Source organism: Streptomyces sp. NBC_00019 (genome assembly GCF_045041015.1).
Lineage (GTDB): Bacteria > Actinomycetota > Actinomycetes > Streptomycetales > Streptomycetaceae > Streptomyces.
Window position 1 is genome coordinate 7480803 of record NZ_CP108302.1, and the last position, 23066, is coordinate 7503868.

The window sequence follows — 23066 nt, forward strand, 5'->3', positions numbered from 1 at the left end:
CGGCTGGTCAGGGAACGAGGGCGATGGACAGGGACGGGACGCAGGACGCGCGGGGTACGCATGCGAATCCTGTGCCGCGTCCGGCGGGGCCGCCGGACGTGCCGCACGCGCCGCCGCGGCCGGCGCACACGCCGGGCACGTCCGTGGTCGACTGGCTCGACGAGGCCCGGCCCGAGACCGAGCCCGGCATCTGGCGCTTCGGATACCGGATGCCGAAGGCAGCGTCGAAGGCGGAGCGGCTCAATCCGCTGACCGTCGCCGGCATGCTGATCCCGTTCGTCGTGGCGCTGGTGGTGTGGTCCTTCTGGCGGCGCGGCGGGCTCCCGTACCAGTTCACGCTGTTGCGGCTCTTCACCCCGGACGACTGGTGGTGGGGCGGCACGATGGCGTCACCGAAGCGGCTGGAGGGGCAGTCGCTGGAGTACCCGGGCGTGGAGGCCCTGGAGGTCTACAGCGGTCTCTTCTTCGCCGTGCTCGTCTACACGGTGGGTCGGCTGGGCAGCTGGCCGGCCGTCGTGCGGCACCTCGTGACCCGCAAGCCCCAGCCCGCCCGCGCTCTGCTGGCCGCCCTGGGCGCCCTGATCACCCTCAGCTTCGTCTTCCCGGACGCCTTCCCCGTCGTCGGCTGGGACGCCCTGCCCGTCGTGAACCCGCTGTTCTCCCTCATCGCCCTCATCAGCGGCGGATACGGCGTCTACACCTCGCCCTGGGCCACGGACGCGCTCTACGCCCTTGTCACTGCCCTCGTCCTGTGGCCCTTCGCCCGGATCGGCGGCTGGTGGTCCCTCGCCCGTACCTGGCTCGCCGCCCGGCGCCGGGCCCGGCAGGGACAGCACCCCGCACCCGTCGCCGCGCAGCCCCGCGCCCGCTGGCCCGAGCTGCGGGAGGCCGGGCAGCACCAGGCGGCCGATGTGCTCACCGCCGAAGTGCTGGCCGGGCGGATGAACGACGTGGACTGCGCCCGGATCGAGCGCGGCTGGAAGCGGGCCCGGAGCCAGGGCCGGCTCACCGCCTTCACGGACACCGTGCTGCGCCAGGGCGCCGCCGCGCTCACCCACCCCTCCGGCGCCCGCGACCTGGCGGGCCGCACCGCCCGGCACGACCTGCTCACCGGACAGGTCCGCATCGGACAGTGGGCCACCTCCGAGCGCACCCCGCGGGCGTACGGTGGCGTGGGCGCGGCCCTGGGGCCGGAGACCCTCGCCACCTCGCTGCTGGTCGTCGGGCCCTCGGGCGCGGGCAAGACCCGGCATGTGATCGCTCCGGTGGTCGAGTCCCTCACCTTGCAGGCACTCACCGGCGGTTGTGCCGTCGTCGCGGTGTGCGGTGCGGGCACGCCGATCGGGGAGGACTCGTCGTACGACGTCGTGGTGCGCGTCGGCGACCCCGGTTCCGTGCACGACCTCGACCCGTACGCCGAGACCGATGACCCGGACGAGGCGGCCGCGCTCCTCGCCGAGGCGCTGACCGGGGATCTCGACACGGTGAGCCCCGAGCGTGCGGCGCGGGCCCTCGCCCAGCTCCTCGGTCCCTACCGGACCGCGTACGGGCACTTCCCGCCCCTGCCCGTCCTGCGTGAACTGCTCGAAGGGGACCCCGCGGTCCTCGCCGGGCTGCGTGAGCGGCTGGCGGACGAGCGGTTCGCGGTGATGCGTCGCGAGCTCGATGCCCGAGCGCGGCAGAGCGCCAACGCCGGCGACCCCGGTCCCGTCCTCGCCGACCGGCTGGCCCTGCTGGACCGGCCCGCGTTCGCCGGCTTCTTCGGCTCGCCCGGGTCGCACGGCTCGGGCGGGGACGCGATCCGTCCGTTCTCGCTGCGCGCCCTCGTCCACCACCCCTTGCGCGTCCGGATCGACCTGCCCGAGCGCGGCCACGCAGAGGCGTCCCGGCTGATCGCCCGGCTGGCGCTGGCCCAGTTCACCGCCGTCGCACGGGAAGGGGGCCGCGATCACTTCGCCGGTCTGGTCGTCGACGACGCCACCGGCACCGTGACCCCCGAGTCCGTACGGCGGATCCAGCGGCTGCGCTCGCAGAACGCGGGTGTCGTGCTCGCGCTGCGCACGGTCTCCGATGTTCCGGAGGCGCTGCACGGGCCCCTGTTCGGGGCGGTCGGCTGCCGGATGGCGCTGTCCGGGGTGACGACCTGGGACGGCAACCGCTTCGCCGACGCCTGGGGCACCGAGTGGGTGGAGACCAAGGACGTCGCCCAGCACACGGTCTTCGCCGATCAGCCGATGACCCGGGCCATGCACGCCCTGCGCAAGCTGGTGACCGGGAAGGCGGTGACGACCGAGGCCGTCACCGTCCGCCAGGTCGAGCGGGAGCGGTGGTCCGCCTCCGAGCTGGCGCATGCCGTGCCGCCGGGGCACGCGGTGCTGTCGCTGACCGGTGCGGAGGGGGAGCACGCGCCGCCGTTGCTGGTGGATCTACGGGGCTAGGCCGGGGCTTCCGGCGCCGGGGCTTCCGGTGACCGGGTGACCGTACGGTGAGGCAGAATCGGCACAGGCCGTTCATACAGGACGGCCAAGTGATCACAGGGCACGCCCGATCCCCGTAGACCTGAAGGCCTCATGCCACCCACGCTCGCCTCTCTCGTCCATCACTCCACGCTCAAGCTGACCGTGCGGGCGGGCGAGGACCGGCTCGACGTCCCCGTGCGCTGGGCGCATGTCAGCGAGCTCGCCGATCCCGTGCCGTACATGGAGGGCGGGGAGCTGTTGCTGATCACCGCGCTGAAGCTGGACGCGGAGGACCCGCAGGCGATGCGGCGGTATGTGAAGCGGCTGGTCGGGGCGGGGGTCGTGGGGCTCGGGTTCGCGGTCGGGGTCAACTACGAGGACATTCCCGAGGCGCTCGTCGACGCGGCCGCGGGCGAGAGGCTCCCGCTGCTCGAAGTGCCTCGGCGCACGCCCTTCCTCGCCATCAGCAAGGCCGTCTCCGCGGCCATCGCCGCCGATCAGTACCGGGCGGTGACGGCCGGGTTCGCCGCGCAGCGGGAGCTGACCAAGCAGGCGCTGACCGACGGTCCCGAAGGGCTGTTGTCCGCGCTCGCCTCGCAGGTGGACGGGTGGGCCGCGCTGTACGACGCGTCCGGTGCCGTCGTCGCCACCGCGCCGGAGTGGGCGGGGCGGCGGGCCGCACGGCTCACGGCGGACGTGGAGCGACTGCGGGAGCGGCCCGCGCCGGCCTCCTCCGTGGTCGGCGGCCCCGACAACGAGGACCGCGTCGAGCTGCACTCCCTGGGCACCGGGCGGCGGCCGCGGGCCGCGCTCGCGGTGGGGACGGCGGCGGCGCCGGGGACGGCGGAGCGGTACGCCGTCCACTCGGCGATCGCCCTGCTGACCCTGACCACCGAGCGCTCCCGGTCCCTGCGCGCCGCCGAGCAGCGGCTCGGGGCGGCGGTGCTGCGGATGCTGCTGGCGGGGGAGCCGGACCATGCGCGGGCGGTCGCCGGGGATCTGTACGGGTCGCTGCTGGACGCGCCGTTCCGGATGGTCGTCGCCGAGGAGGGGCGTGCTCCGGCGGAGGGCGACCTTCTGGGTGCCCTCGCCGAGGTCGTGGAGTCCGCCGCCGCGCGGGCCGGGGAGGCCGTGCTGGTCGTTCCGGAGGGGGAGCGGCTGGTGGTGCTGGCCGTGGACGGGGGCGCGGCGGTCGGGGCGTGCGGGGAGTACACCGCCGGGCTGGAGGCCGGGCGGGCGGTGGGGGAGCAGGGCGGCGCCGGGGACGGGGACCAGCTGGTCGTGGGGGTGTCGGCGCCGGCCGGGCCGGTCGCGGCGGCGGCCGCCTACAAGCAAGCCGAGCAGGCGTTGTCCGTCGCGCGGCGGCGGGGGCGGGTGTGTGTGGAGCATGAGCAGCTGGCGGCGGGGTCGGTGGTGCCGTTGCTGGCCGACGATGCGGTGAGGGCTTTCGCGGACGGGTTGTTGCGGGCGCTGTACGAGCATGACGCGACCGGGCGGGGGGATCTGGTGGCCTCGCTGCGGGCGTGGTTGTCGCGGCACGGGCAGTGGGACGCGGCGGCCGCGGACCTTGGTGTGCACCGGCACACGTTGCGGTATCGGATGCGGCGCGTGGAGGAGATCCTCGGGCGGTCGCTGGATGACCCGGATGTACGGATGGAGCTCTGGCTGGCGCTGAAGGCGACGTCGACGGAGCAGTGACCGCGGGTTTTTTTCTCGCCCCCGCCGCCCCTACCCGTCCCATCCCTGGGGGCTGCCGCCCCCAGACCCCCGCTTCGGCCCTGAAGGGGCCTCGTCCTCAAACGCCGGACGGGCTGAAAATGCAGTGACCGGCGTCAGTGCATTCAGCCCCTCCGGCGTAAGGGCTGCGGGGGCGAAAACAGCTCGGTGCCCACCCCCACTCCGCCAAACCGGCGCACCCCCACCCCCCATCACTCCGCCCCGGACAAACGCCGCTCCGGGCCCCCGCCCCTACCGTGGACGCGAAAGCCAACGCACACCCCCAACGCGGAAGGGCCGGGACATGACTGCCACCCACGCCTTCTGGCTCGCCGGGCGCCAGGTCGCCGGCGAGGTCAGCTTCGATGTCAGCTCGCCGTGGGACGGGCGGATCGTCGGCAAGGTCAGCGTGCCGAGCGACGCCCAGACCGAGGAGGCCGTCGCCGCCGCGTACGCCGTACGGGACGAGTTCGCCGCCACGCCCGCCCACACCCGCGCCGCCGCCCTCGACCACGTGAGCCGCCGCCTCGTCGAGCGCACCGAGGAGATCGCCCAGCTGATCTCCGCCGAGAACGGCAAGCCGGTCAAGTGGGCCCGGGGCGAGGTCGGCCGTGCCGTCTCCGTGTTCCGGTTCGCCGCCGAAGAGGCCCGCCGCTTCAACGGCGGCGAGGCCCAGCGTCTCGACACCGACCTCGGCGGCCAGGGCCGGCTCGCGCTCACCCGTCGCTTCCCGAAGGGCGTCGTCCTCGGCATCGCGCCCTTCAACTTCCCGCTCAACCTGTGCGCCCACAAGATCGCCCCGGCGATCGCGGCCGGCGTGCCGATCATCCTGAAGCCCGCCCCGGCCACCCCGCTCTCCGGGCTCGTCATCGGCGAACTCCTCGCCGAGACCGAGCTGCCGGCCGGTTCCTGGAGCATCCTTCCCGTCCCGAACGACCGGATGCCCGCCCTGGTGCAGGACGAGCGGCTGCCCGTCATCTCCTTCACCGGTTCCGAGAAGGTCGGCTACGCGATCATGGACTCGGTGCCGCGCAAGCACTGCACCCTGGAGCTGGGCGGCAACGGCGCGGCGGTCGTGCTCGGCGACTACGCCTCCGACGCCGACCTCGACTGGGCCGCGACCCGTATCGCCACCTTCTCCAACTACCAGGGCGGCCAGTCCTGCATCTCCGTGCAGCGGGTCATCGCCGACGCGTCGGTGTACGACCGGCTGCTTCCCCGGATCGTCGCCGCCGTCGAGGGCCAGGTCACCGGCGACCCGTCCGACGACAAGACCGACGTCGGCCCGCTGGTCAGCGAGGACGCCGCCAAGCGTGTCGAGACGTGGGTGGACGAGGCCGTCGCCGCCGGCGCCCACCTCCTCACCGGTGGCAAGCGCGACGGCGCCTCCTACGCGCCGACCGTCCTCACTGACGTACCGGCCGACACGACGATCTCCTGTGAGGAGGTCTTCGGACCCGTCCTGACCGTGCAGAAGGTGGACGGCGAGGCCGAGGCCTTCGCGGCCGCCAACGACTCCAAGTACGGCCTCCAGGCGGGCGTGTTCACCCATGACCTCCAGGTCGCCTTCCGCGCCCACCGCGCGCTCGAGGTCGGCGGCGTCGTCATCGGTGACGTGCCCTCCTACCGCGCCGACCAGATGCCGTACGGCGGCGCCAAGCAGTCCGGTGTGGGCCGCGAGGGTGTGAAGTTCGCGATGGACGACTACACCTACGAGCGGGTGCTCGTCCTCACCGGTCTCGCTCTCTGACCTGCGGGGAACGACCGATGGCCGGAGCCCGCTGTGCGGGGGCTCCGGCCGTCGGCACATCCGTGCGCGGCGCCTCTAGCTAATGGGAACCATTTTCAGCTAGAGTCCTCGCAGCGACGGTGGCTCACCGTCCCGAAGGGGCCCGGCACCGATGCCTTCCGGTGCCGGGCCCCTTCTTTGTGCCGATCTCCTCCGGACCCTCAGCCGGAGAAGCCGACACGCGCGAGCCGCAGCGGGCCGCGCAGCCTGAGGTGGACGTCGTGCACACCGGAGGCCGTGAGCGCGGTGCGGAGCGTGACGTAGTCGTACGGCCCTGACGTGGGCGTCTTCGGTGACAGCGTCGCGAGCGCCGGGCCGCCGTCGAGCGAGATCTCCACCGCGCCCTCGCCCGCCACGGCCACCGTCACCTCCGTGACACCCGCCCGGAAGTCGCAGGCGCGGTAGACCAGTTCGGCCACCCTGCCGTTCGCCGGCGTCACCGCGTCGCCGGCCGCCTTCGTCCGGTCGACGATCGCGACACCGCTCTGCTCGTCGAAGTCGGCCCCGTCCAGGCCCCGTTCGACGACGGGGCGCGGTCCGCCCGGCTCCCCGTCCAGGAGAACCGTCGTACGCAGCCGCACGTCCTCGCTGGAGGCGGCCGCCATCAGGTCGTACGGCCCCGGCTCCAGGCGCCACCGGCCGTGCGCCACGTCCCAGAACTCGAGGGCGGACAGCGGGACTTCGAAGGACAGCTCCGCCTTCTCGCCGGGGGCGAGCGTGACCCTGCGGTGCGCCACCAGCTCGCGGCGCGGGCGCGGGACCGAGGGGTCCACGGCGCGGGCGTAGAGCTGGGCGACCTCGTCGGCCGTCACGTCCCCCGTGTTCAAGACCGTGAAGGAGACGTGCAACGCCCCTTCCTCCGTACGGGACTTGAGATCCCCGTAGGAGAACGACGCGTACGACAGGCCGTGCCCGAAGGGGAACAGCGGGGTGCCCTCGTAGTAGAGGTACGTCTGGCGGCCGCCGAGCACGTCGTAGTCCAACAGGTCGGGCAGGTCGGCGTCGTCGGTGTACCAGGTCTGCGGGAGGCGGCCCGCGGGGGAGACGTCACCGGCCAGGACCCGGGCCAGTGCGGTGCCCGCGGCCTGGCCGCCGTGGGACATCCAGAGCGCGGCCCGCAGCGGACCCGGCTGAAACGTGTACGGGTAGGCGGAGACCAGGGCCAGCACCGTGTTCGGGTTGGCGGCGCGGGCCGCCCGCAGCAGGCGGTCCTGGTGGGCGGGGAGGGCGAGGGTCCTGCGGTCCTCGGTCTCGCGGCCGTCGATGTGCGGGTCGTTGCCCGCGACCACCAGCACGACATCGGCCTCGGCGGCGGCTCTGGCGACCGCGTCCTTTCCGTGCTCGGCGATGATCAGCGTGAAGATTTCGGGCTGATCGTCGAGTTCCGCGTTTTCATCGGCAACCTTTACTCCGTCGGCGCCGACAGAGACGTGGCGACCCGTGCCGACGTGCCTGAGGAGGTGTCCGTTCTCGTGAGGTTCCAGCCGGAATGTCTCCTGGACGACCCAGCCTCCGGGCTGGTCGGCGGAGGCGCGCACATAGCCGTCCTCGGCGACCGAGAGATAGCGGCCGTCGGGAGCGCGCAGGGTCAGGACGCCCTCGCCCCAGTCGACCAGGGCGAGCTCGGTGCCGACCGCGTGGGTGGTGAGCGGCGGGAGGTCCGTGCGGCCCGCGAGCAGTGCCGGGTCGAGGGCACCCTCGGCGCCGCGCACCGCGTCGTCGGCGTTCGCCTCGGGCACCCGGAGGAAGGTTCCGTCGGACGCCTTCAGCAGGACCCGGTCCACGCCCTCGGCGAACTCGATCCGGTCGGCGCCGAACCGCTCGTACAGGCCCTCCAGCGGGGTGGAGCGATGGATCAGCGTGCCGCTGTACCAGTCGAGCTTGCACTCGTCGGCGAGCAGGCCGACCACGGCGAGCCGGGTGTCCGGGGCGAGCGGCAGCACACCGTCGTTGCGCAGCAGGACGACCGACTGCTCGGCCGCCTCCCGCGCGAGGTCGCGGTGGGCCGGGGTGTCGAAGTCCCTGGTCAGGGCGTGCGGGTCGTACTGCGGGTCGAACTCGCCGAGGCGGAAGCGGACCGAGAGCTGGCGGCGGACCGCCGTGTCGATGTCGGCCTCGGTCAACAGGCCTTGTTCGTACGCCTTCTTGACCCGTCCGGTGATCTGCGAGCTGTCCGTGCCGTGGTCGGTGAAGCTGTCGACGCCGGCCAGCAGGGAGGCCGCGGTGGCCTCCTCGTGGGTGTCGTAGTAGTGCTCGTGGTCGACCAGGTTGGAGGGTGCGCCCGCGTCCGAGCAGACCAGCAGGTCCTCGTCCGTCCAGGTGCGCAGGTGCTCGCGCAGATACGGACTCACGTGGTTCGGGCGGCCGTTGACCAGGTTGTACGCGGGCATCACACCGGCCACCGCGCCCGCCTCGACGGTCTCGCGGAAGGCGCGCAGGTCGTACTCGTGCAGCACGCGCGGGCGGACCGAGCTGGACGAAGTGGCCCGGTCCGTCTCGTTGTTGTGGGCGAGCCAGTGCTTGAGGACGGGGGCGGTGCGCCAGTACGTCGGATGGTCACCGCGCAGCCCGCGGGTGTACGCGACGGCGATCGCCGAGGTGAGTTTCGGGTCCTCCGAGTAGCCCTCCTCGTTGCGGCCCCACAGGGGGTGGCGCAGGAGGTTCACCGTCGGGGACCAGACGTTGAGGCCGATGCGGTCGTCGCGGGCCCGCATCGCGCGGACCTCCTTGGAGACTGCCTCGCCGACCCGTCGTACGAGATCCGTGTTCCAGGTCGCGCCCAGGCCCACCGCCTGCGGGAACACCGTCGCCGGGCCCATCCAGGCGACCCCGTGCAGGGCCTCCTGGCCGGTGCGGAAGGCGTCGACGCCGAGCCGCTCGACGGCCGGGGCGAACTGGTGCAGGAACCCGATCTTCTCGTCGAGGGCGAGCCGCGACAGCAGATCGTCGATGCGCTTCGCGAACGGCAGATGCGGATCGCGGAAAGGCGGCGTGGGCGGCGGCTGTGCGGTCACGTGGGGTTCCCCTTGGAGTGGAGCGGTCGAGCCCTTTCGAAGCGCTTCGATGCTCATTCGACACCGGGGTGGGTGTCAAGGGAGCAGCGCCATCACTTCAAGCGGTGCATAAGAAAAGGTCGCCTCCTGTACCACGGAGGAATATTGGGAGCGACTCTTGTGCACCCACAGGGCTTCACTTAACCTCACAGCAACATCGAAGCGCTTCGACTACACGGTGACCGTCGAAGTCGAAAGAGCGCTTCAGCTCAGCCAGTTCCACTCAAGACACCGCAGCCGACGGCTCCTCCGCCGGGTGTCCTGGTGCGCCATGAAGGGTTGACGCAATGACGCCGAACGCCGCTGCCCCCTCCTCTGGTCCTTCCGGTCCCAGCCGGAGAAGCTTCCTCGCCTCCACCGCGGTGGCCACCGCAGCGGTGGCGGGCGGGGTGCCGCTGCTCTCCGCCTGCGGCGGCTCGGACAGTGGCTCGCGTGACGGCACCACGTCGGGCAAGGACGCGAAGAAGATCCTGCCCGCGTACGTGGCCAGCAACGTGGTGACGCCGGACATCCCCGCCAAGAACGGCTCGGCGATCGGGTTCACCAGCAAGCTGGACCTCGCCACCCTGAAGACGTCGGTGACCAAGAAGCTCGGCAAGGGCGGCAAGGTCACCATCATGTCGCCGTTCTGGGGCTCCCCGCCGAAGAGCGGCAACGCCTACTACAAGGCGATGAACGCGCTGATCGGCGTCGACGTCGCCTGGCAGAACCAGGACGGCAACACCTACGACCAGAAGCTCGGCGCCATCCTCGCCTCCAGCGACATCCCGGACGTCGTGGTCGTCCCCGGCTGGAACATGAGCGGCAAGATACCCACCGCCATCATCAGCAAGTTCGCCGACCTCGGCCCCTACCTGTCCGGCGACGCGGTCAAGGACTACCCGAACCTCGCGGCCATCCCCACGGCCTCCTGGCAGCGCTCCATCTTCGGCGGCAAGCTGCGCGGCCTGCCGATGCCCGCGCCGTGGGCGCCCAGCATCGTGCCCCTGTACCGCCAGGACATCTTCGACAAGGAAGGGTACGAAATACCCAAGTCCTGCGACGAGTTCATGGCACTGGCCAAGGAGATCACCAACGCCAAGGCCAAGCGCTGGGCGTGTCTGGACATGAAGTGGACCGCTTTCCAGGCCTTCGGTGTCTTCTCCGGCAGCGAGAAGCCGCTCGGCTGGAACATGGTCGACGGCAAGCTGGTCTACCGCGTCGAGACCGAGCAGTACCTCGAGGCGCTGGAGTGGTCCCGCAAGCTGTTCGAGGCGGGGGTCGTCCACCCCGACTCCAAGATGGGCAAGAACGCCCCGGACCCGGGCCCGAAGTTCGCAGCAGGCGAGTTCCTGATCTACCCCAACAACATCTCCCAGTGGTGGGGCCGCACCGCCGAACAGGCCACCCAGAACCCGGACTTCAAGATCTGGGGCATGGACGTCTGGGGCCACGACGGCGGCAACCCCACCATGTGGGCCGAACAGCCCGCCGGCATCTTCGCCTTCGTCAACAAGAAGGCCTCCGAGTCGGTCATCCGTGACGTGCTGGCCGTCGCGAACGTCACCGCGGCGCCGTACGGCACCAAGGAGTACATGATGACCAACTACGGCGTGGAGGGCACCCACTACACCGTCAAGGACGGCGTCCCCGCCAAGACCGACCAGGGCAACCTCGAGGTGATGAACGCCTACGTCATGGTCGCCAGCCCCGCCGCGACCCTCGCGCACCCCGACTTCCCCGAGGTCGCCAAGGGCCAGGTCGAGTGGGAGCAGCGGATGGGCGCCTTCACCAAGAAGTCCACCTTCTGGGGCATGCAGATCACCGAGCCCAACCGCTACACCAACCTCTCCAACGACTTCGAGCAGCTGGAGGACGACATCGTCCGCGGCCGCAAGAAGATCAGCGACATGCAGCAGGCCGTCTCCGACTGGAAGAGCAAGGGCGGCGACAAGCTGCGCGACTGGTACAAGCAGATCCTGGACGAGAACGGCTCCGCGGCCAGCTGACCCGGTACCGAGGCAAGGAGAACGGCCGTGTCCCACAGCACGGTGCCTCGGAGCAGGGCCGAGGCCGACACGACGGACAAGACCCCGGTGGCGTCCGGCGGCGCCACAGGGCCCCGCTCGGGGAGGAAACGATCCCCCGGGAAGCTGAGTCTGCGGCTCAGGCTCAGACGCGACCGCGTCCTGCTTCTGATGACGCTGCCGGCCGTCGCCCTGGTCCTGCTCTTCAACTACGTGCCGATCCTCGGCAACGTGGTCGCCTTCCAGGACTACGACCCCTACATCAGCGACAACGGCGTCGTGTCCATGCTGCACAGCCCCTGGGTGGGGCTGGAGAACTTCCAGCGGATCTTCGAGGACTCCTCGTTCTGGCAGGCGGTCCAGAACACGCTGGTGCTGTTCTTCCTCCAGCTCGTGCTGTTCTTCCCGATCCCGGTCCTGCTCGCGCTGCTCATCAACAGCGTGGTCAGGCCCCGGGTGCGGGCGATCGCGCAGGCCGTGCTGTATCTGCCGCACTTCTTCTCGTGGGTGCTGGTCATCGCGGTCTTCCAGCAGTTGCTCGGCGGCGCCGGACTGCTCTCGACACTGCTGCGCGACCACGGGTACGACGGCCTCGACATCATGACCGACCCGAACACCTTCAAGTTCCTGGTCACCGCGCAGGCGGTCTGGAAGGACGCCGGCTGGGGGATCATCGTCTTCCTAGCCGCCCTGGCCGCGGTCAGCCCCGACCTGTACGAGGCCGCCGCGATGGACGGCGCCAACCGCTGGCGCCGGATGTGGCACGTCACCCTGCCGGCACTCCGGCCGGTGATCGCGCTGCTGCTGGTACTGCGCGTCGGCGACGCCCTGACCGTCGGCTTCGAGCAGATCCTGCTGCAACGAGATGCCGTGGGACCGGGCGCCTCGGAAGTGCTCGACACCTTCGTGTGGTGGAACGGCGTCCGCAATCAGGACTTCGGCTACGCGGCCGCCGCCGGACTCGTCAAGGGTGTCATCAGCATCGGTCTCGTCCTGGCCGCGAACAAAGTGGCCCATCTGATGGGCGAGCAGGGGGTGTACAAGAAGTGACCGCCGTGATCGACAAGCCTGTACAGAAGCCCGGCCGGTGGGCCGCGCCACCCCGGCCGGTGTGGGAGGAGCAGCCCTCGCAGGTGGGGCTGGCGGGCAAGGGCCTGGTGCTGGGGATCGCCTGCCTCGCGATTCTCTTCCCGCTGTGGATCGTCGTCGTCACCAGCATCTCCTCGCGCAAGACCATCGACGAGGCCGGCGGTCTGGTGATGGTGCCGAAGGGCATCACCTTCATCGCCTACCAGGAGCTGCTCAGCGGCGGCCAGGTGACCCGGGCGGCGATCATCAGCGTCCTGGTCACTCTCGTCGGCACGGTGTTCTCCATGACCGTGTCTGTGTTGTGCGCGTACGGGCTGTCGCGGACGGAGTCGGTCGGGCACCGGTGGATCCTCATGACGCTGCTGGCGACGATGTTCTTCAGCGCCGGGCTCATTCCCACGTATCTCCTGGTGCAGACCCTCGGGCTGACCGACAGCTACCTCGCGCTGATCCTGCCGAGCGCGATCAGCGTCTTCAACATCCTGGTCCTGCGTGGGTTCTTCATGGGGATCTCGCCGGAGCTGACCGACAGCGCGCGGATCGACGGGGCCGGGGACTTCCGGATTCTGTGGCAGATCATCATGCCGCTGTCGCGGGCCGTCATCGCGGTGATCACGCTGTTCTACGCCGTCGGGTACTGGAGCGCGTGGTTCAACGCGTCCCTGTATCTGAACGACCAGGACATGATGCCGCTGCAGAACGTCATGATCCAGCTCGTGCAGAAGCAGGAGGCTCCGGTCGGGCTGGGACAGGCGATCAAGACGGGGCAGCTGTCGGGGCTGGCCGTGCAGATGGCGGTCATGGTGATGGCGTTGCTGCCGGTGGCTGTGCTGTCTCCGTTCGTCCAGCGGCACTTCAAGAAGGGCATGCTGACCGGTGCGGTGAAGGGTTGACCGGTCGCCCTCTCGGAGGGGCGGTTCTGCGCGTCGGCGGCTGCGGGTTCGTTGTGGCTGGTCGCGCCCACGCGGCGGAGCCGCATATCGATGCAGCCCCGCGCCCCTAGGTAGGTCTAACTCCCCTCTTCCTCAAGAGCGAGGCTTGTCATGCGTACGTTCAACCTGAGTCGTCGTGCCGTTCTTGCCGGGACCGCTGCCGCTGCCGCGCTCACCGTTCTTCCCGTCGGGCAGGCGCAAGCACACGCTGCTGAGGCCGCCGGCTCCTCCTACCGGTGGCGCAATGTGTTCATCGGGGGCACCGGGTTTGTCACCGGTGTGCTCTTCCATCCCTCCGTCCGTGGGCTCGCCTACGCCCGTACCGACATCGGTGGGGCCTACAGATGGGACAGCGGCGCCGCCGCCTGGATCCCGCTCACCGACCACCTGGGCTGGGACGACTGGAACCTTCTCGGCGTCGAGGCCATCGCCGTCGACCCGGCCCATCCCAACCGGGTCTATCTGGCCCTCGGCACCTATGCGCAGTCCTGGGCGTCCAATGGTGCCGTCCTGAGGTCCGACGACCGTGGCGCCACCTGGGCCCGTACCGACCTCACCGTGAAGGTCGGGGCCAACGAGGACGGGCGGGGGACCGGTGAGCGGCTGCTCGTCGATCCGCGCGACAGTGACACCCTGTGGCTCGGTACCCGGCACGACGGGCTGCTCAAGTCCACCGACCGGGGCGCCACTTGGGCCGCCGCCACCGGTTTTCCCGGCACCCCGAGCTCTTCCGGGCAGGGTGTCACCCTGCTCGTCGCAGCCGGGCGCACCCTCTACGCCGGCTGGGGGGACTCCGACGGGAGTGCCGCCAACCTGTTCCGTACCTCCGACGGGACGAAGTGGGAGGCCGTGGCCGGACAGCCTTCCGGTGCGGCCGCCAAGGTGCCGATCCGGGCCGCGTACGACCGCTTCACCCGCGAGCTGTACCTGACGTACGCCAACGCTCCCGGGCCCAACGGACAGTCCGACGGCAGCGTGCACAAGCTGTGCACCGCCAACGGGAAGTGGACCGACGTGTCCCCGGTGAAGCCCGGTGGGACCACGAGCGACGGATCCGCCGACACCTTCGGCTACGGCGGGGTCGCCGTGGACGCCCGACGGCCCGGCACCCTCGTCGTCTCCACCAACAACCGGTGGGCCGCCGTCGACACCGTGTTCCGGTCCACCGACGGCGGTCGCCACTGGACGTCCCTCAAGGACTCCGCCGTCCTCGACGTATCGGAGACCCCCTATCTCAAGTGGGGTGCGGACGCCCCCAAGTTCGGCTGGTGGATCCAGGCGCTCGCCCTCGACCCGTACGACTCCCGGCACGTCGTCTACGGCACCGGCGCCACCCTCTACGGCACCCGGGACCTGAAGCACTGGGCGCCGCAGATCCGGGGCATGGAGGAGACGTCCGTGCGGCAGCTGATCTCGCCCCCGGCCGGGGAGGCGCATCTGATCAGCGGGTCCGGGGACATCGGCGTGATGTACCACGAGCGGCTCACCGCCTCGCCCTCGCGCGGCATGGCCACGAACCCCGTGTTCGGGTCGGCGACGGGACTCGCACAGGCCGCGCGGAAGCCTGCGTACGTCGTCCGCAGCGGGTGGGGCGACCACGGCAACGGTGCCTACTCGAACGACGGCGGACAGACCTGGGCGCCCTTCGCGGCCCAGCCCTCCCTCGCCAAGGACGCACCGGGGCCGATCGCCACCAACGCCGACGGCAGCGTGCTGCTGTGGGTCTTCGTGCACTGGGACGGCACGAAGTACCCGGCCTACCGCTCCACGGACAACGGGACCACCTGGACCGAGATCTCCTCCTTCCCGAAGGGCGCCACACCGGTCGCCGACCCGGCCGACCCGACGCGCTTCCACGCGTTCGACACCGACACAGGAACGCTGTATGTCAGCACTGACAGTGGCCTCTCCTTCACCCAGGGTGCGACCGGTCTTCCCTCCGGGGACAGCCAGTTCGAGCTGGTCGCCGCGCCCGGGCGCTCCGGTGACCTCTGGCTCAGCGTGAAGTGGAACGGGCTGTACCGGTCCACTGACGGCGGCGCCACCTTCTCCAAGGTCGCCAGCTGCTGGGCCTCGTACACCCTCGGCTTCGGCAAGGCCGCCGACGGGGCCGACTACCCGGCGATCTACATGGTCGGCTCCACCGAGAGCATCACCGCCGTCTACCGGTCCGACGACGAGGCCAAGACCTGGGTGCGGATCAACGACGACCAGCACCAGTGGGGATGGACCGGCGAGGTCATCACCGGAGACCCGCGGGTGTACGGACGCGTCTACCTCGCCACCAACGGGCGCGGCATCCAGTACGGGGAGCCGGTCTGATGCCCGACCTCGGTGATGTGACGCGCGGTCGCATCCTCTTCGGCGGCGACTACAACCCCGAGCAGTGGCCCGAGGAGACCTGGCACGAAGACGTCCGGCTCATGAAGGACGCCGGCGTCAACTCCGTCACCCTCGGCGTCTTCTCCTGGGCCAGGCTCGAACCCGGCCCGGGGGAGCGGGACTTCGGCTGGCTCGACCGGCTGATGGACCTGATGCACGACCACGGCATCGGTGTCGTCCTCGCCACCCCGACCTCCTCGCCCCCGCCCTGGCTGGGGCATCTGCACCCCGACACCCTGCCCGTCGACCAGGACGGCCGCACCGAGTGGTGGGGCGGCCGACAGCACTTCTCGCACTCCAGCGCGGTCTACCGCCGGTGCGCCGCCGCCATCACCGAGGACCTCGCCGCCCGCTACGGCAGCCACCCGGCCCTCACCATGTGGCACATCAACAACGAGTACTGCACCTACGACTGGGGCCCCGAGGCCGCCGTCCGCTTCCGCCGCTGGCTCCAGGACAGATACGGCACGCTCGCGGAACTCAACGACGCCTGGGGCACCGCCTTCTGGAGCCAGGGCTACGGCGACTGGGCCGAGGTGCACACGCCCCGGCACGCCCACTACCTCAAGAACCCCGCCCAGGTGCTGGACTTCAAGCGGTTCACCTCCGACATGCTCCTGGAGTGCTACGTCGCCGAGCGGGACATCGTGCGCCGGCACACCCCGCACATCCCGGTCACCTCCAACTTCATGCCGCTCTGGTCCGGGCAGGACGCCTGGCGGTGGGCCGAGGAGGAGGACGTCGTCTCCGTCGACCTCTACCCCGATCCGCGCGACCCCCTTGGCGCCCAGGCCGGTGCTCTCGTACAGGACATGACCCGTTCGCAGGCCCGCGGGCCCTGGATGCTGATGGAGCAGGCCGCCGGGCCGGTCAACTGGCGTGGCGTCAACCACCCCAAGCCGCGCGGCCTCAACCGCCTCTGGTCCCTGCAGGCCGTCGCCCGTGGCGCCGACGCCGTCTGCTACTTCCAGTGGCGGCAGTCCCGGCAGGGCGCGGAGAAGTTCCACTCCGGGATGGTCAGTCACGCGGGGGAGCGGGGGCGGACGTACCAGGAGGTCAAAGAGCTCGGCGCGGAACTCGCGCGGATCTCCGGCGAGGTGACGGGCAGTCACACCGCCAACGACATCGCCGTCCTGCACGACTGGCACTCCTGGTGGGCCGGCGCCCACGAGGGCCGTCTCTCCACCCAGGTCGACTACACCCAGGTCCTCACCGCCTGGCACCGAGCCCTCTGGGAGGCCCACCTCGCCACCGACTTCGCCCACCCCGAGCACGACCTGAGCGCGTACAAGCTCGTCGTCGTCCCTCAGCTGTACTCCCTGAGCGACGCGGCGATCGACAACCTCATCGCGTACACACGGCAGGGCGGCACCCTCGTCTCCGGCTTCCTCACCGGCATCGCCGACGAGGACGACCGGGTGCGGCCCGGCGGGATGGACGGACGGCTGCGTGAGCTGTTCGGCATCCGCATCCTGCACGAGTGGTGGCCGCTGGACGCGGGGGAGAACGTCGAGTGCGACGGGTTCCGCGGGACCCTGTGGTCGGAGGAGATCGAGAAGGACGAGGACGCCGACGCCGAGGCCGTGTTCAAGGGCGGCGAACTCGACGGACTGCCGGCGGTGCTCCGCAAGGGGCGGGCGCGGTATCTCGCTACGCTTCCCGAGGCGGACCAACTGCGCGGTCTCCTCGGGCAGTTCGCGTCCGAGGCGGGCGTCCGTCCGGTGCTCGACCGGCTCCCCGCGAGCGTCGAGGCCGTACGCCGTGGTGACCTGCTCTTCGTGCTCAACCACTCCCGCGAATCCGTGACCGTCGAGATCCCCGGCACCCACCACGACCTGCTCACGGGGACGACCGTCACGGACGAGTTGACCTTGGACCGGTACGGCGTGGTGGTGTTGCGCCCATGAACGTGTACGTGAACCCGGACACCGACGTCGTGCACCGCACCTGGGAACCCCGCCCCGCCACCCGCTGGGAGGACGGCTTCCTGAGCGGCAACGGCCATCACGGCGCCCTTGTGTTCGGTGAGCCGGACGACGAGCGGGTCGTCGTCACCCATCACACCCTCGTCCGCCCCAACGGCGCCGAACAGGCCCGCCCACCCGGGCTCGCCGCCGAACTGCCCGCCCTCCAGGACCGGTTGCTCGCCGGAGAGTCGGCCGCCGCGGAGAGCTTCACGGACGGGCGGGCCCTCCAGTGGGTGCAGCCCTTCCATCCGGCCTTCCAGGTGCGGCTGCGCAGAGTTGCCAGCAGCACCACCCGGAGATACAGACGTTCCGTCACCTTCACCACGGGCGTCGTCCACAATCGGTACGAGGGCTGGGGCAGCCGCGTCTTCGTCTCCCGCGCCGACGACGTCATCGTCCAGAAAGTCATCGCCGCCGACCTCGACATCTCCCTGGACCACCGCCTCCCGGGCGCCCCGAAGAACCTCGGCGTCGGCCACGGCGCCGTCCTCACCCCCGACGGCGCCCTGCTCACCCTGCGCGCCCGTTACCCGGGCAGCGACCGCGCCTACACCGGCGTCACCCTCGTCCTCGTCACCGGCGGCACCACCACCCTCACACCGCCCGGACTGCGGATCGCCGGCGCCGAGTCGGTACTGCTGCTGACCCGCGTACTGCGGCACACCGGCGAGCTGGACGCGCTGGAGCACGCCCGCGCCCTGCGCGAACTCGCACCCGAGCAAGAAGACCCGTTCACCTTCCTTCTCGACCGCCACACCGCCCTGCACCGCACCGCCTACGAGCGGGTCACCCTCGACCTCCACGCCGACCCCGCCGAACGCGTCCTGTCCGGCTCGGAGTTGCTCGCCCGCCCCGAGAGCCCCGCCCTCCTGGAACGCCTCTTCGCCGCCGGCCGCTACCACCTGCTCTCCGCCAGCGGTCTCTTCCCGCCCCGTCTGACCGGCCTGTGGACCGGCGACTGGGACACCGCCTGGTCGGGAGCGTTCACCAATGACGCCAACGTCAACCTCCAGACCGCGTCCGCGGCGGCCGCCGCTCTGCCCGAAGTCACCGAAGGTCTGGCCTCCCTGATCCATGGTCAGCTCGACGACTGGCGGGAGAACGCCCGCGTCGTCTTCGGTGCCCGGGGAGTGGTCGCCCCACCGCACAGCGACGGCGAGTCCGGGCTGACGTACCACTTCAGCCGCGAATACCCGCTGCACCTGTGGACGGCCGGCGCCGACTGGCTGCTCAAGCCGCTCGTCGACCACGACGAGACCCGCGGCGAGCACGACCCGCGCACCGCCGCCGCGCTCGCCGAAGTCGCCCTGTTCTACGAGGACTTCCTCACCCGGACCGACAGCGACGGGAATCTCGTCGTCGTCCCCTCCTACTCACCCGAGAACCGGCCCGCCAACGCCAGTTGGGGCGCGATCAACGCGGCCATGGACCTCTCGGCCGCCCGCCACGCCCTGCACACGGCGGCCGACTACCACCCAGAGTCGGCAAAACGCTGGCGAGCCCTCGCCGACCGGCTCCCGCCCCACCGGATCAACGACGACGGCGCCCTCGCCGAATGGGCCTGGCCCGGCCTCGACGACACCTACGACCACCGCCACCTCAGCCACCTCTACGGCGTCTGGCCGCTCGACGAGATCACCCCGTACGACACCCCGGACCTCGCCGCGGCCGCGTACCGCGCGCTCGAACTCCGCGGCGCCGAGAACGACTCGGCCCACGGCCATCTCCACCATGCCCTCATCGCCGCCCGGCTGCGCGACGGCGAACGGGTCGCGCACGCCCTCGGCCAGGTCCTCAAGGGCGACTTCTTCCACGCCTCCCTGATGAGCGCGCACTACCCGAACCGCGACGTCTACAACGCGGACGCCGCGCACACCCTCCCGGCCGTGCTCGTCGAGATGCTCGTGCAGTCCACGCCCGACCGGCTGGTCCTGCTGCCGGCCCTCCCGGCGGCGTACCCGTCAGGCCAACTCAAAGGGGTCCGCACCCGGTTCGGGGCGGAGCTCGACCTCAACTGGACCCCGCAAGAAGCGACCGCGGTGCTACGCCCCACCCGTACCCACCGCATCGAGATCAGGACTTCCACCGGCGCGCGGCCGCTCGACCTCGTCGCCGGAGAAGACCACGTCCTCCCGCTTGGGGCGTGGTAACCACCCCCGCAACTCCCCCCACCCATGGAAAGGGACACCATGGCAAAGAGCACACTGCGCAAGATCACCATGGCGATTCTGGCCCCGGCGATGGCCCTCGGCGCCACCGTCGGCCTCGCCTCCGCCCCCGCCTCCGCCGCCGTCTGGAACTCCTGCGACCAGTGGGGCAACACCAGCCTGAACGGCTACACGCTCTACAACAACATCTGGGGCTCCGGCGCCGGCAGCCAGTGCATCTGGGCCAACTCCGGTACCAACTGGGGCGTCTGGGCCGACCACCCCAACACCGGCGGCATCAAGTCCTACCCCGACTCCAAGAAGGTGATCAACAAGACGATCACCTCCCTCGGCTCGCTCTCCAGCAGCTACAACGTCACGGTCCCGTCGTCCGGCGCGTACAACACGTCGTACGACATCTGGGACACGGACTACGACTACGAGATCATGCTCTGGGTCAACTACAACGGAGCCGTCGGCCCGCTGGGTACCTCGCAGGGCAACGTCACCCTCGGCGGCCACACCTGGACCGTCTACAAGGGCAACAACGGTGCCAACGAGGTCTTCTCGTTCCTGCGCACCTCCGACTCCACCTCCGGCACGGTGAACGTCCTGCCGATCCTGAAGTGGATCAAGGACACCAAGGGCTGGTTCGGCAACGAGACCATCGGTGACGTGCAGTTCGGGTACGAGATCACGTCCTCGTCCGGCGGGCTGAACTTCCAGACCAACAACCTGACGGTCAGCAGCAGTTGACGGGGAGGGGTGGGGTTACATGGACCCCATGCGTATCTCCACCCCCCTCACCGGCACTCTGATCGCCGCCGCCGCGCTGCTCGCCTCACCGGGCCCCGCGGCGGCGGCACCCGCCCCCACCGATCTCAAGCCCGTAGCCGCCCTCTCCGCCGAGCGGCTCGCCACCGCCGACCTCGTCGCGGCCGCCAAATGGGGCACCGACAGCCCCATCGACGACCCCGCCCGCGAACAGCAGGTCCTCGACTCCGTCGCCGCACAGGCACAGCAGGCCGGCGCCGACCCTGACGAGGTCCGGCGCGTCTTCCGCGACCAGATCGAGGCCAACAAGACGGTGCAGCGCGGCCTCTACCTGCGCTGGACCGCGCATCCCGACCAGGCGCCGACGACCAAGCCGGACCTGGGCGTCGTACGGCAGAAGATCAACCGCATCAACACCGACCTCGTCACCGCCCTCGCCGACTCGACGCCGCTGCGCACCCGGCCCACGTGCGAGCCCGAACTCGCGCTGGCCGTCGTCGAGGTCCACCACGAGCGGCATCCGGACCTTCTGCACACCGGCGCGCTCGTACGTTCCCTGGCCTCCGTCTGCCGCTGACACGCGTGTGCGGCCGGTCCCTCCCCTATGGGGACCGGCCGCACCGGCGCGTCTACTCCGCCACGGGCAGGCGCGCTCCGTCCCGCAGGAACAGCGGGATGCGGTCCAGCGGGGCGTCGACCGTCACGGTCGTGCCGCCCTCGTACGTCTCACCGGTCCACGCGTCCGTCCAGGTCGCGCCCGCCGGGAGATAGGTCGTGCGGGCCGTGGCGCCCGCCGTCAGCACCGGGGCCACCAGCAGGTCGCCGCCGAAGAGATAGGCGTCGTCGACGGACCAGGTCGCGTGGTCCTCGGGGAACTCCAGGAACAGCGGCCGCATGGGCGGCAGGCCTTCCTCATGGGCCTCCCGCATGACCTGGAGGACATACGGCTTCAGGCGCTCGCGCAGCCGCAGATACCGCTCCAGGATGGCGCCGGCCTCCTCGCCGTACGACCACACCTCGTTAGGACCGCCGGTCATCTCCGGGCCCAGCGGCATGCCCGGGTCGCGGAAGCCGTGCAGGCGCATCAGCGGTGACAGTGTGCCGAACTGGAACCAGCGGACCATGACCTCCTGGTACGCCGGGTCGCTCGGGTCGCCGCCGTGGAAGCCGCCGATGTCGGTGTTCCACCAAGGGATGCCGGAGAGCGCGGTGTTGAGACCGGCCGCGATCTGGCGGCGCAGCGTCGGGAAGTCCGTGCCGATGTCGCCGGACCACAGGGCGGCGCCGTAGCGCTGGCTGCCCGCCCACGCCGAGCGGTTGAGGGTGATGACCTCCTCGCCCTCGGCCGTCAGGCCCTCGTGGAAGGTACGCGCGTTCTCTGCCGGGTAGCTGTTGCCGACCTCCAGGCCCGGGCCCGCCCAGTAGCGCAGGTTCTCCGAGAAGCCCGGCTTCAGCTCCGGCTCGCAGGCGTCCAGCCAGAAGGCCGTGATGCCGTACGGGGTCAGGTAGTTGTCGCGGATGCGCGACCACATGAACTCGCGGGCCTCGGGGTTCGTGGCGTCGTAGAACGCGACCTGGACGGTGGAGGCGACCTCCTTGTCCGGCCAGTCGGCGTGGGCCATCGGGCCGTACTGGGTGCCGATGAAGTAGCCGCGCTGCTCCATGAGCTGGTGGTTCTCGCTCAACGGGGACACCGACGGCCAGACGGAGACGACGAGTTTGATGCCGAGCTCCTCCAACTCCCGCACCATGGCGCCCGGGTCGGGCCACTCGTTCAGGTCGAACTTCCAGTCGCCCAGGTGCGTCCAGTGGAAGAAGTCGCAGACGATCGCGGAGATGGGCAGGCCACGGCGCTTGTACTCCCGTGCCACGCCGAGGAGTTCGTCCTGGGTGCGGTAGCGCAGCTTGCACTGCCAGAAGCCCGCCGCCCACTCCGGCATCATCGGGGTGCGGCCGGTCGCCGCGGAGTAGCGGCGCTGACCGTCGGCCGGGGCGCCCGCGGTGATCCAGTAGTCGATCTGACGGGCCGAGTCGGCGACCCAGCGGGTGCCGTTGTGCGCGAGCTCGACCCGGCCGATCGCCGGGTTGTTCCACAGCAGGGTGTAGCCGCGGCTGGAGCTCAGCACCGGGATGCCGACCTCGGCGTTGCGCTGCACCAGGTCGAGGACCAGGCCCTTCTGGTCGAGCCTGCCGTGCTGATGCTGGCCGAGGCCGTACAGCTTCTCGTCGTCGTACGCGGCGAAGCGCTGTTCCAGCCGGTGGTGGCCGTTGCCGACGGCGGTGTAGAGGCGGGAGCCGGGCCACCAGAAGTGGGCGCGGGCCTCGGCGAGGAGCTCGGCGGAGTCCTCGGTGCGAAGGAAGCGGATCAGGCCCTCGGCGTCGACCTCGACGGTGAGAGTGCCCACCGTCAACTGGCCCCGGCCGTCCTCGATCTTGATCGTGGACGAGGTGGCGGGCGCGCTCTCCAGCAACGCACCCGGCAGTCCCTCGAGGATCGGGCCACCGAGCCTCGCCCGGACCCGGACCGCGTCCGGGCCCCACGGCTCGATGCGGAGTGTCTCCTGGCGGCCGCTCCACTCCAGGCCACCGTCCCGCTCACGGAACGTGCCGATGGTGGGAGACGACTGCGCGAGGCTGACAGCGCCCTGCTGGGGCTGATTTTCGGCAGGCTGAGTCACGAGGGGTGCTCCTGGAGGCGAGTGGAGACAGGTGGTGCCCCGGCGGGGCTGCTCGGGCTGCTCGGTGCGGAAGG

General features: G+C 70.8%; 13 protein-coding genes. 11 read left to right on the forward strand and 2 right to left on the reverse strand.

The window, feature by feature from the left end; translation table 11 throughout:
* Nucleotides 1–23 precede the first annotated feature (23 nt).
* The 3 genes from OHU89_RS35425 to OHU89_RS35435 all read left to right on the forward strand — a co-directional run bounded on the left by OHU89_RS35425 (nucleotide 24) and on the right by OHU89_RS35435 (nucleotide 5925).
* Complete coding sequence (locus OHU89_RS35425) at nucleotides 24–2438, forward strand: ATP/GTP-binding protein (protein ID WP_405649055.1); 2415 nt, start codon at nucleotides 24–26, stop codon at nucleotides 2436–2438.
* Between the two features lie 132 nt (nucleotides 2439–2570).
* Complete coding sequence (locus OHU89_RS35430; RefSeq protein WP_405649057.1) at nucleotides 2571–4157, forward strand: PucR family transcriptional regulator; 1587 nt, start codon at nucleotides 2571–2573, stop codon at nucleotides 4155–4157.
* Between the two features lie 322 nt (nucleotides 4158–4479).
* Nucleotides 4480–5925 (forward strand): aldehyde dehydrogenase family protein, encoded by a 1446-nt coding sequence (locus OHU89_RS35435; protein WP_405649059.1) that lies wholly within the window; start codon nucleotides 4480–4482, stop codon nucleotides 5923–5925.
* A 200-nt stretch (nucleotides 5926–6125) separates the two neighbouring features.
* Here the strand turns inward: OHU89_RS35435 and OHU89_RS35440 are convergent, their stop codons facing one another.
* The gene (locus OHU89_RS35440; RefSeq protein ID WP_405649060.1) at nucleotides 6126–8978 is read right to left on the reverse strand and encodes a glycoside hydrolase family 3 C-terminal domain-containing protein; all 2853 of its coding nucleotides are present in this window, start codon (nucleotides 8976–8978) and stop codon (nucleotides 6126–6128) included.
* Between the two features lie 326 nt (nucleotides 8979–9304).
* Between OHU89_RS35440 and OHU89_RS35445 the strand changes: the two genes are divergently transcribed.
* From OHU89_RS35445 to OHU89_RS35480, 8 genes are all read left to right on the forward strand, one after another.
* The gene (locus OHU89_RS35445; RefSeq protein ID WP_405649061.1) at nucleotides 9305–11005 is read left to right on the forward strand and encodes an extracellular solute-binding protein; all 1701 of its coding nucleotides are present in this window, start codon (nucleotides 9305–9307) and stop codon (nucleotides 11003–11005) included.
* 27 nt (nucleotides 11006–11032) lie between these two features.
* The gene (locus tag OHU89_RS35450; RefSeq protein ID WP_405649062.1) at nucleotides 11033–12073 is read left to right on the forward strand and encodes an ABC transporter permease; all 1041 of its coding nucleotides are present in this window, start codon (nucleotides 11033–11035) and stop codon (nucleotides 12071–12073) included.
* Nucleotides 12070–13005 (forward strand): carbohydrate ABC transporter permease, encoded by a 936-nt coding sequence (locus tag OHU89_RS35455; RefSeq protein ID WP_405649063.1) that lies wholly within the window; start codon nucleotides 12070–12072, stop codon nucleotides 13003–13005. The genes OHU89_RS35450 and OHU89_RS35455 overlap by 4 nt, the downstream gene beginning before the upstream one ends.
* 150 nt (nucleotides 13006–13155) lie before the next feature.
* Nucleotides 13156–15366 carry a 1,4-beta-glucanase gene (locus OHU89_RS35460; protein ID WP_405649064.1) on the forward strand — a complete coding sequence of 737 codons (2211 nt, stop codon included), beginning with the start codon at nucleotides 13156–13158 and terminating at the stop codon, nucleotides 15364–15366.
* On the forward strand, nucleotides 15366–17333 hold the full coding sequence (locus OHU89_RS35465; protein ID WP_405649065.1) for a beta-galactosidase: 1968 nt from the start codon (nucleotides 15366–15368) through the stop codon (nucleotides 17331–17333). Before OHU89_RS35460 ends, OHU89_RS35465 begins: the two co-directional genes overlap by 1 nt.
* On the forward strand, nucleotides 17330–19543 hold the full coding sequence (locus OHU89_RS35470) for a glycosyl hydrolase family 95 catalytic domain-containing protein (protein ID WP_405649066.1): 2214 nt from the start codon (nucleotides 17330–17332) through the stop codon (nucleotides 19541–19543). Before OHU89_RS35465 ends, OHU89_RS35470 begins: the two co-directional genes overlap by 4 nt.
* A gap of 39 nt (nucleotides 19544–19582) precedes the next feature.
* Nucleotides 19583–20296 (forward strand): GH12 family glycosyl hydrolase domain-containing protein, encoded by a 714-nt coding sequence (locus OHU89_RS35475; protein WP_267014750.1) that lies wholly within the window; start codon nucleotides 19583–19585, stop codon nucleotides 20294–20296.
* A 28-nt stretch (nucleotides 20297–20324) separates the two neighbouring features.
* Complete coding sequence (locus OHU89_RS35480) at nucleotides 20325–20891, forward strand: chorismate mutase (protein WP_405649067.1); 567 nt, start codon at nucleotides 20325–20327, stop codon at nucleotides 20889–20891.
* A gap of 52 nt (nucleotides 20892–20943) precedes the next feature.
* On the opposite strand, the gene OHU89_RS35485 is transcribed toward OHU89_RS35480, so the two are convergent.
* Nucleotides 20944–22992 (reverse strand): TIM-barrel domain-containing protein, encoded by a 2049-nt coding sequence (locus tag OHU89_RS35485; RefSeq protein WP_405649068.1) that lies wholly within the window; start codon nucleotides 22990–22992, stop codon nucleotides 20944–20946.
* Nucleotides 22993–23066 lie beyond the last annotated feature (74 nt).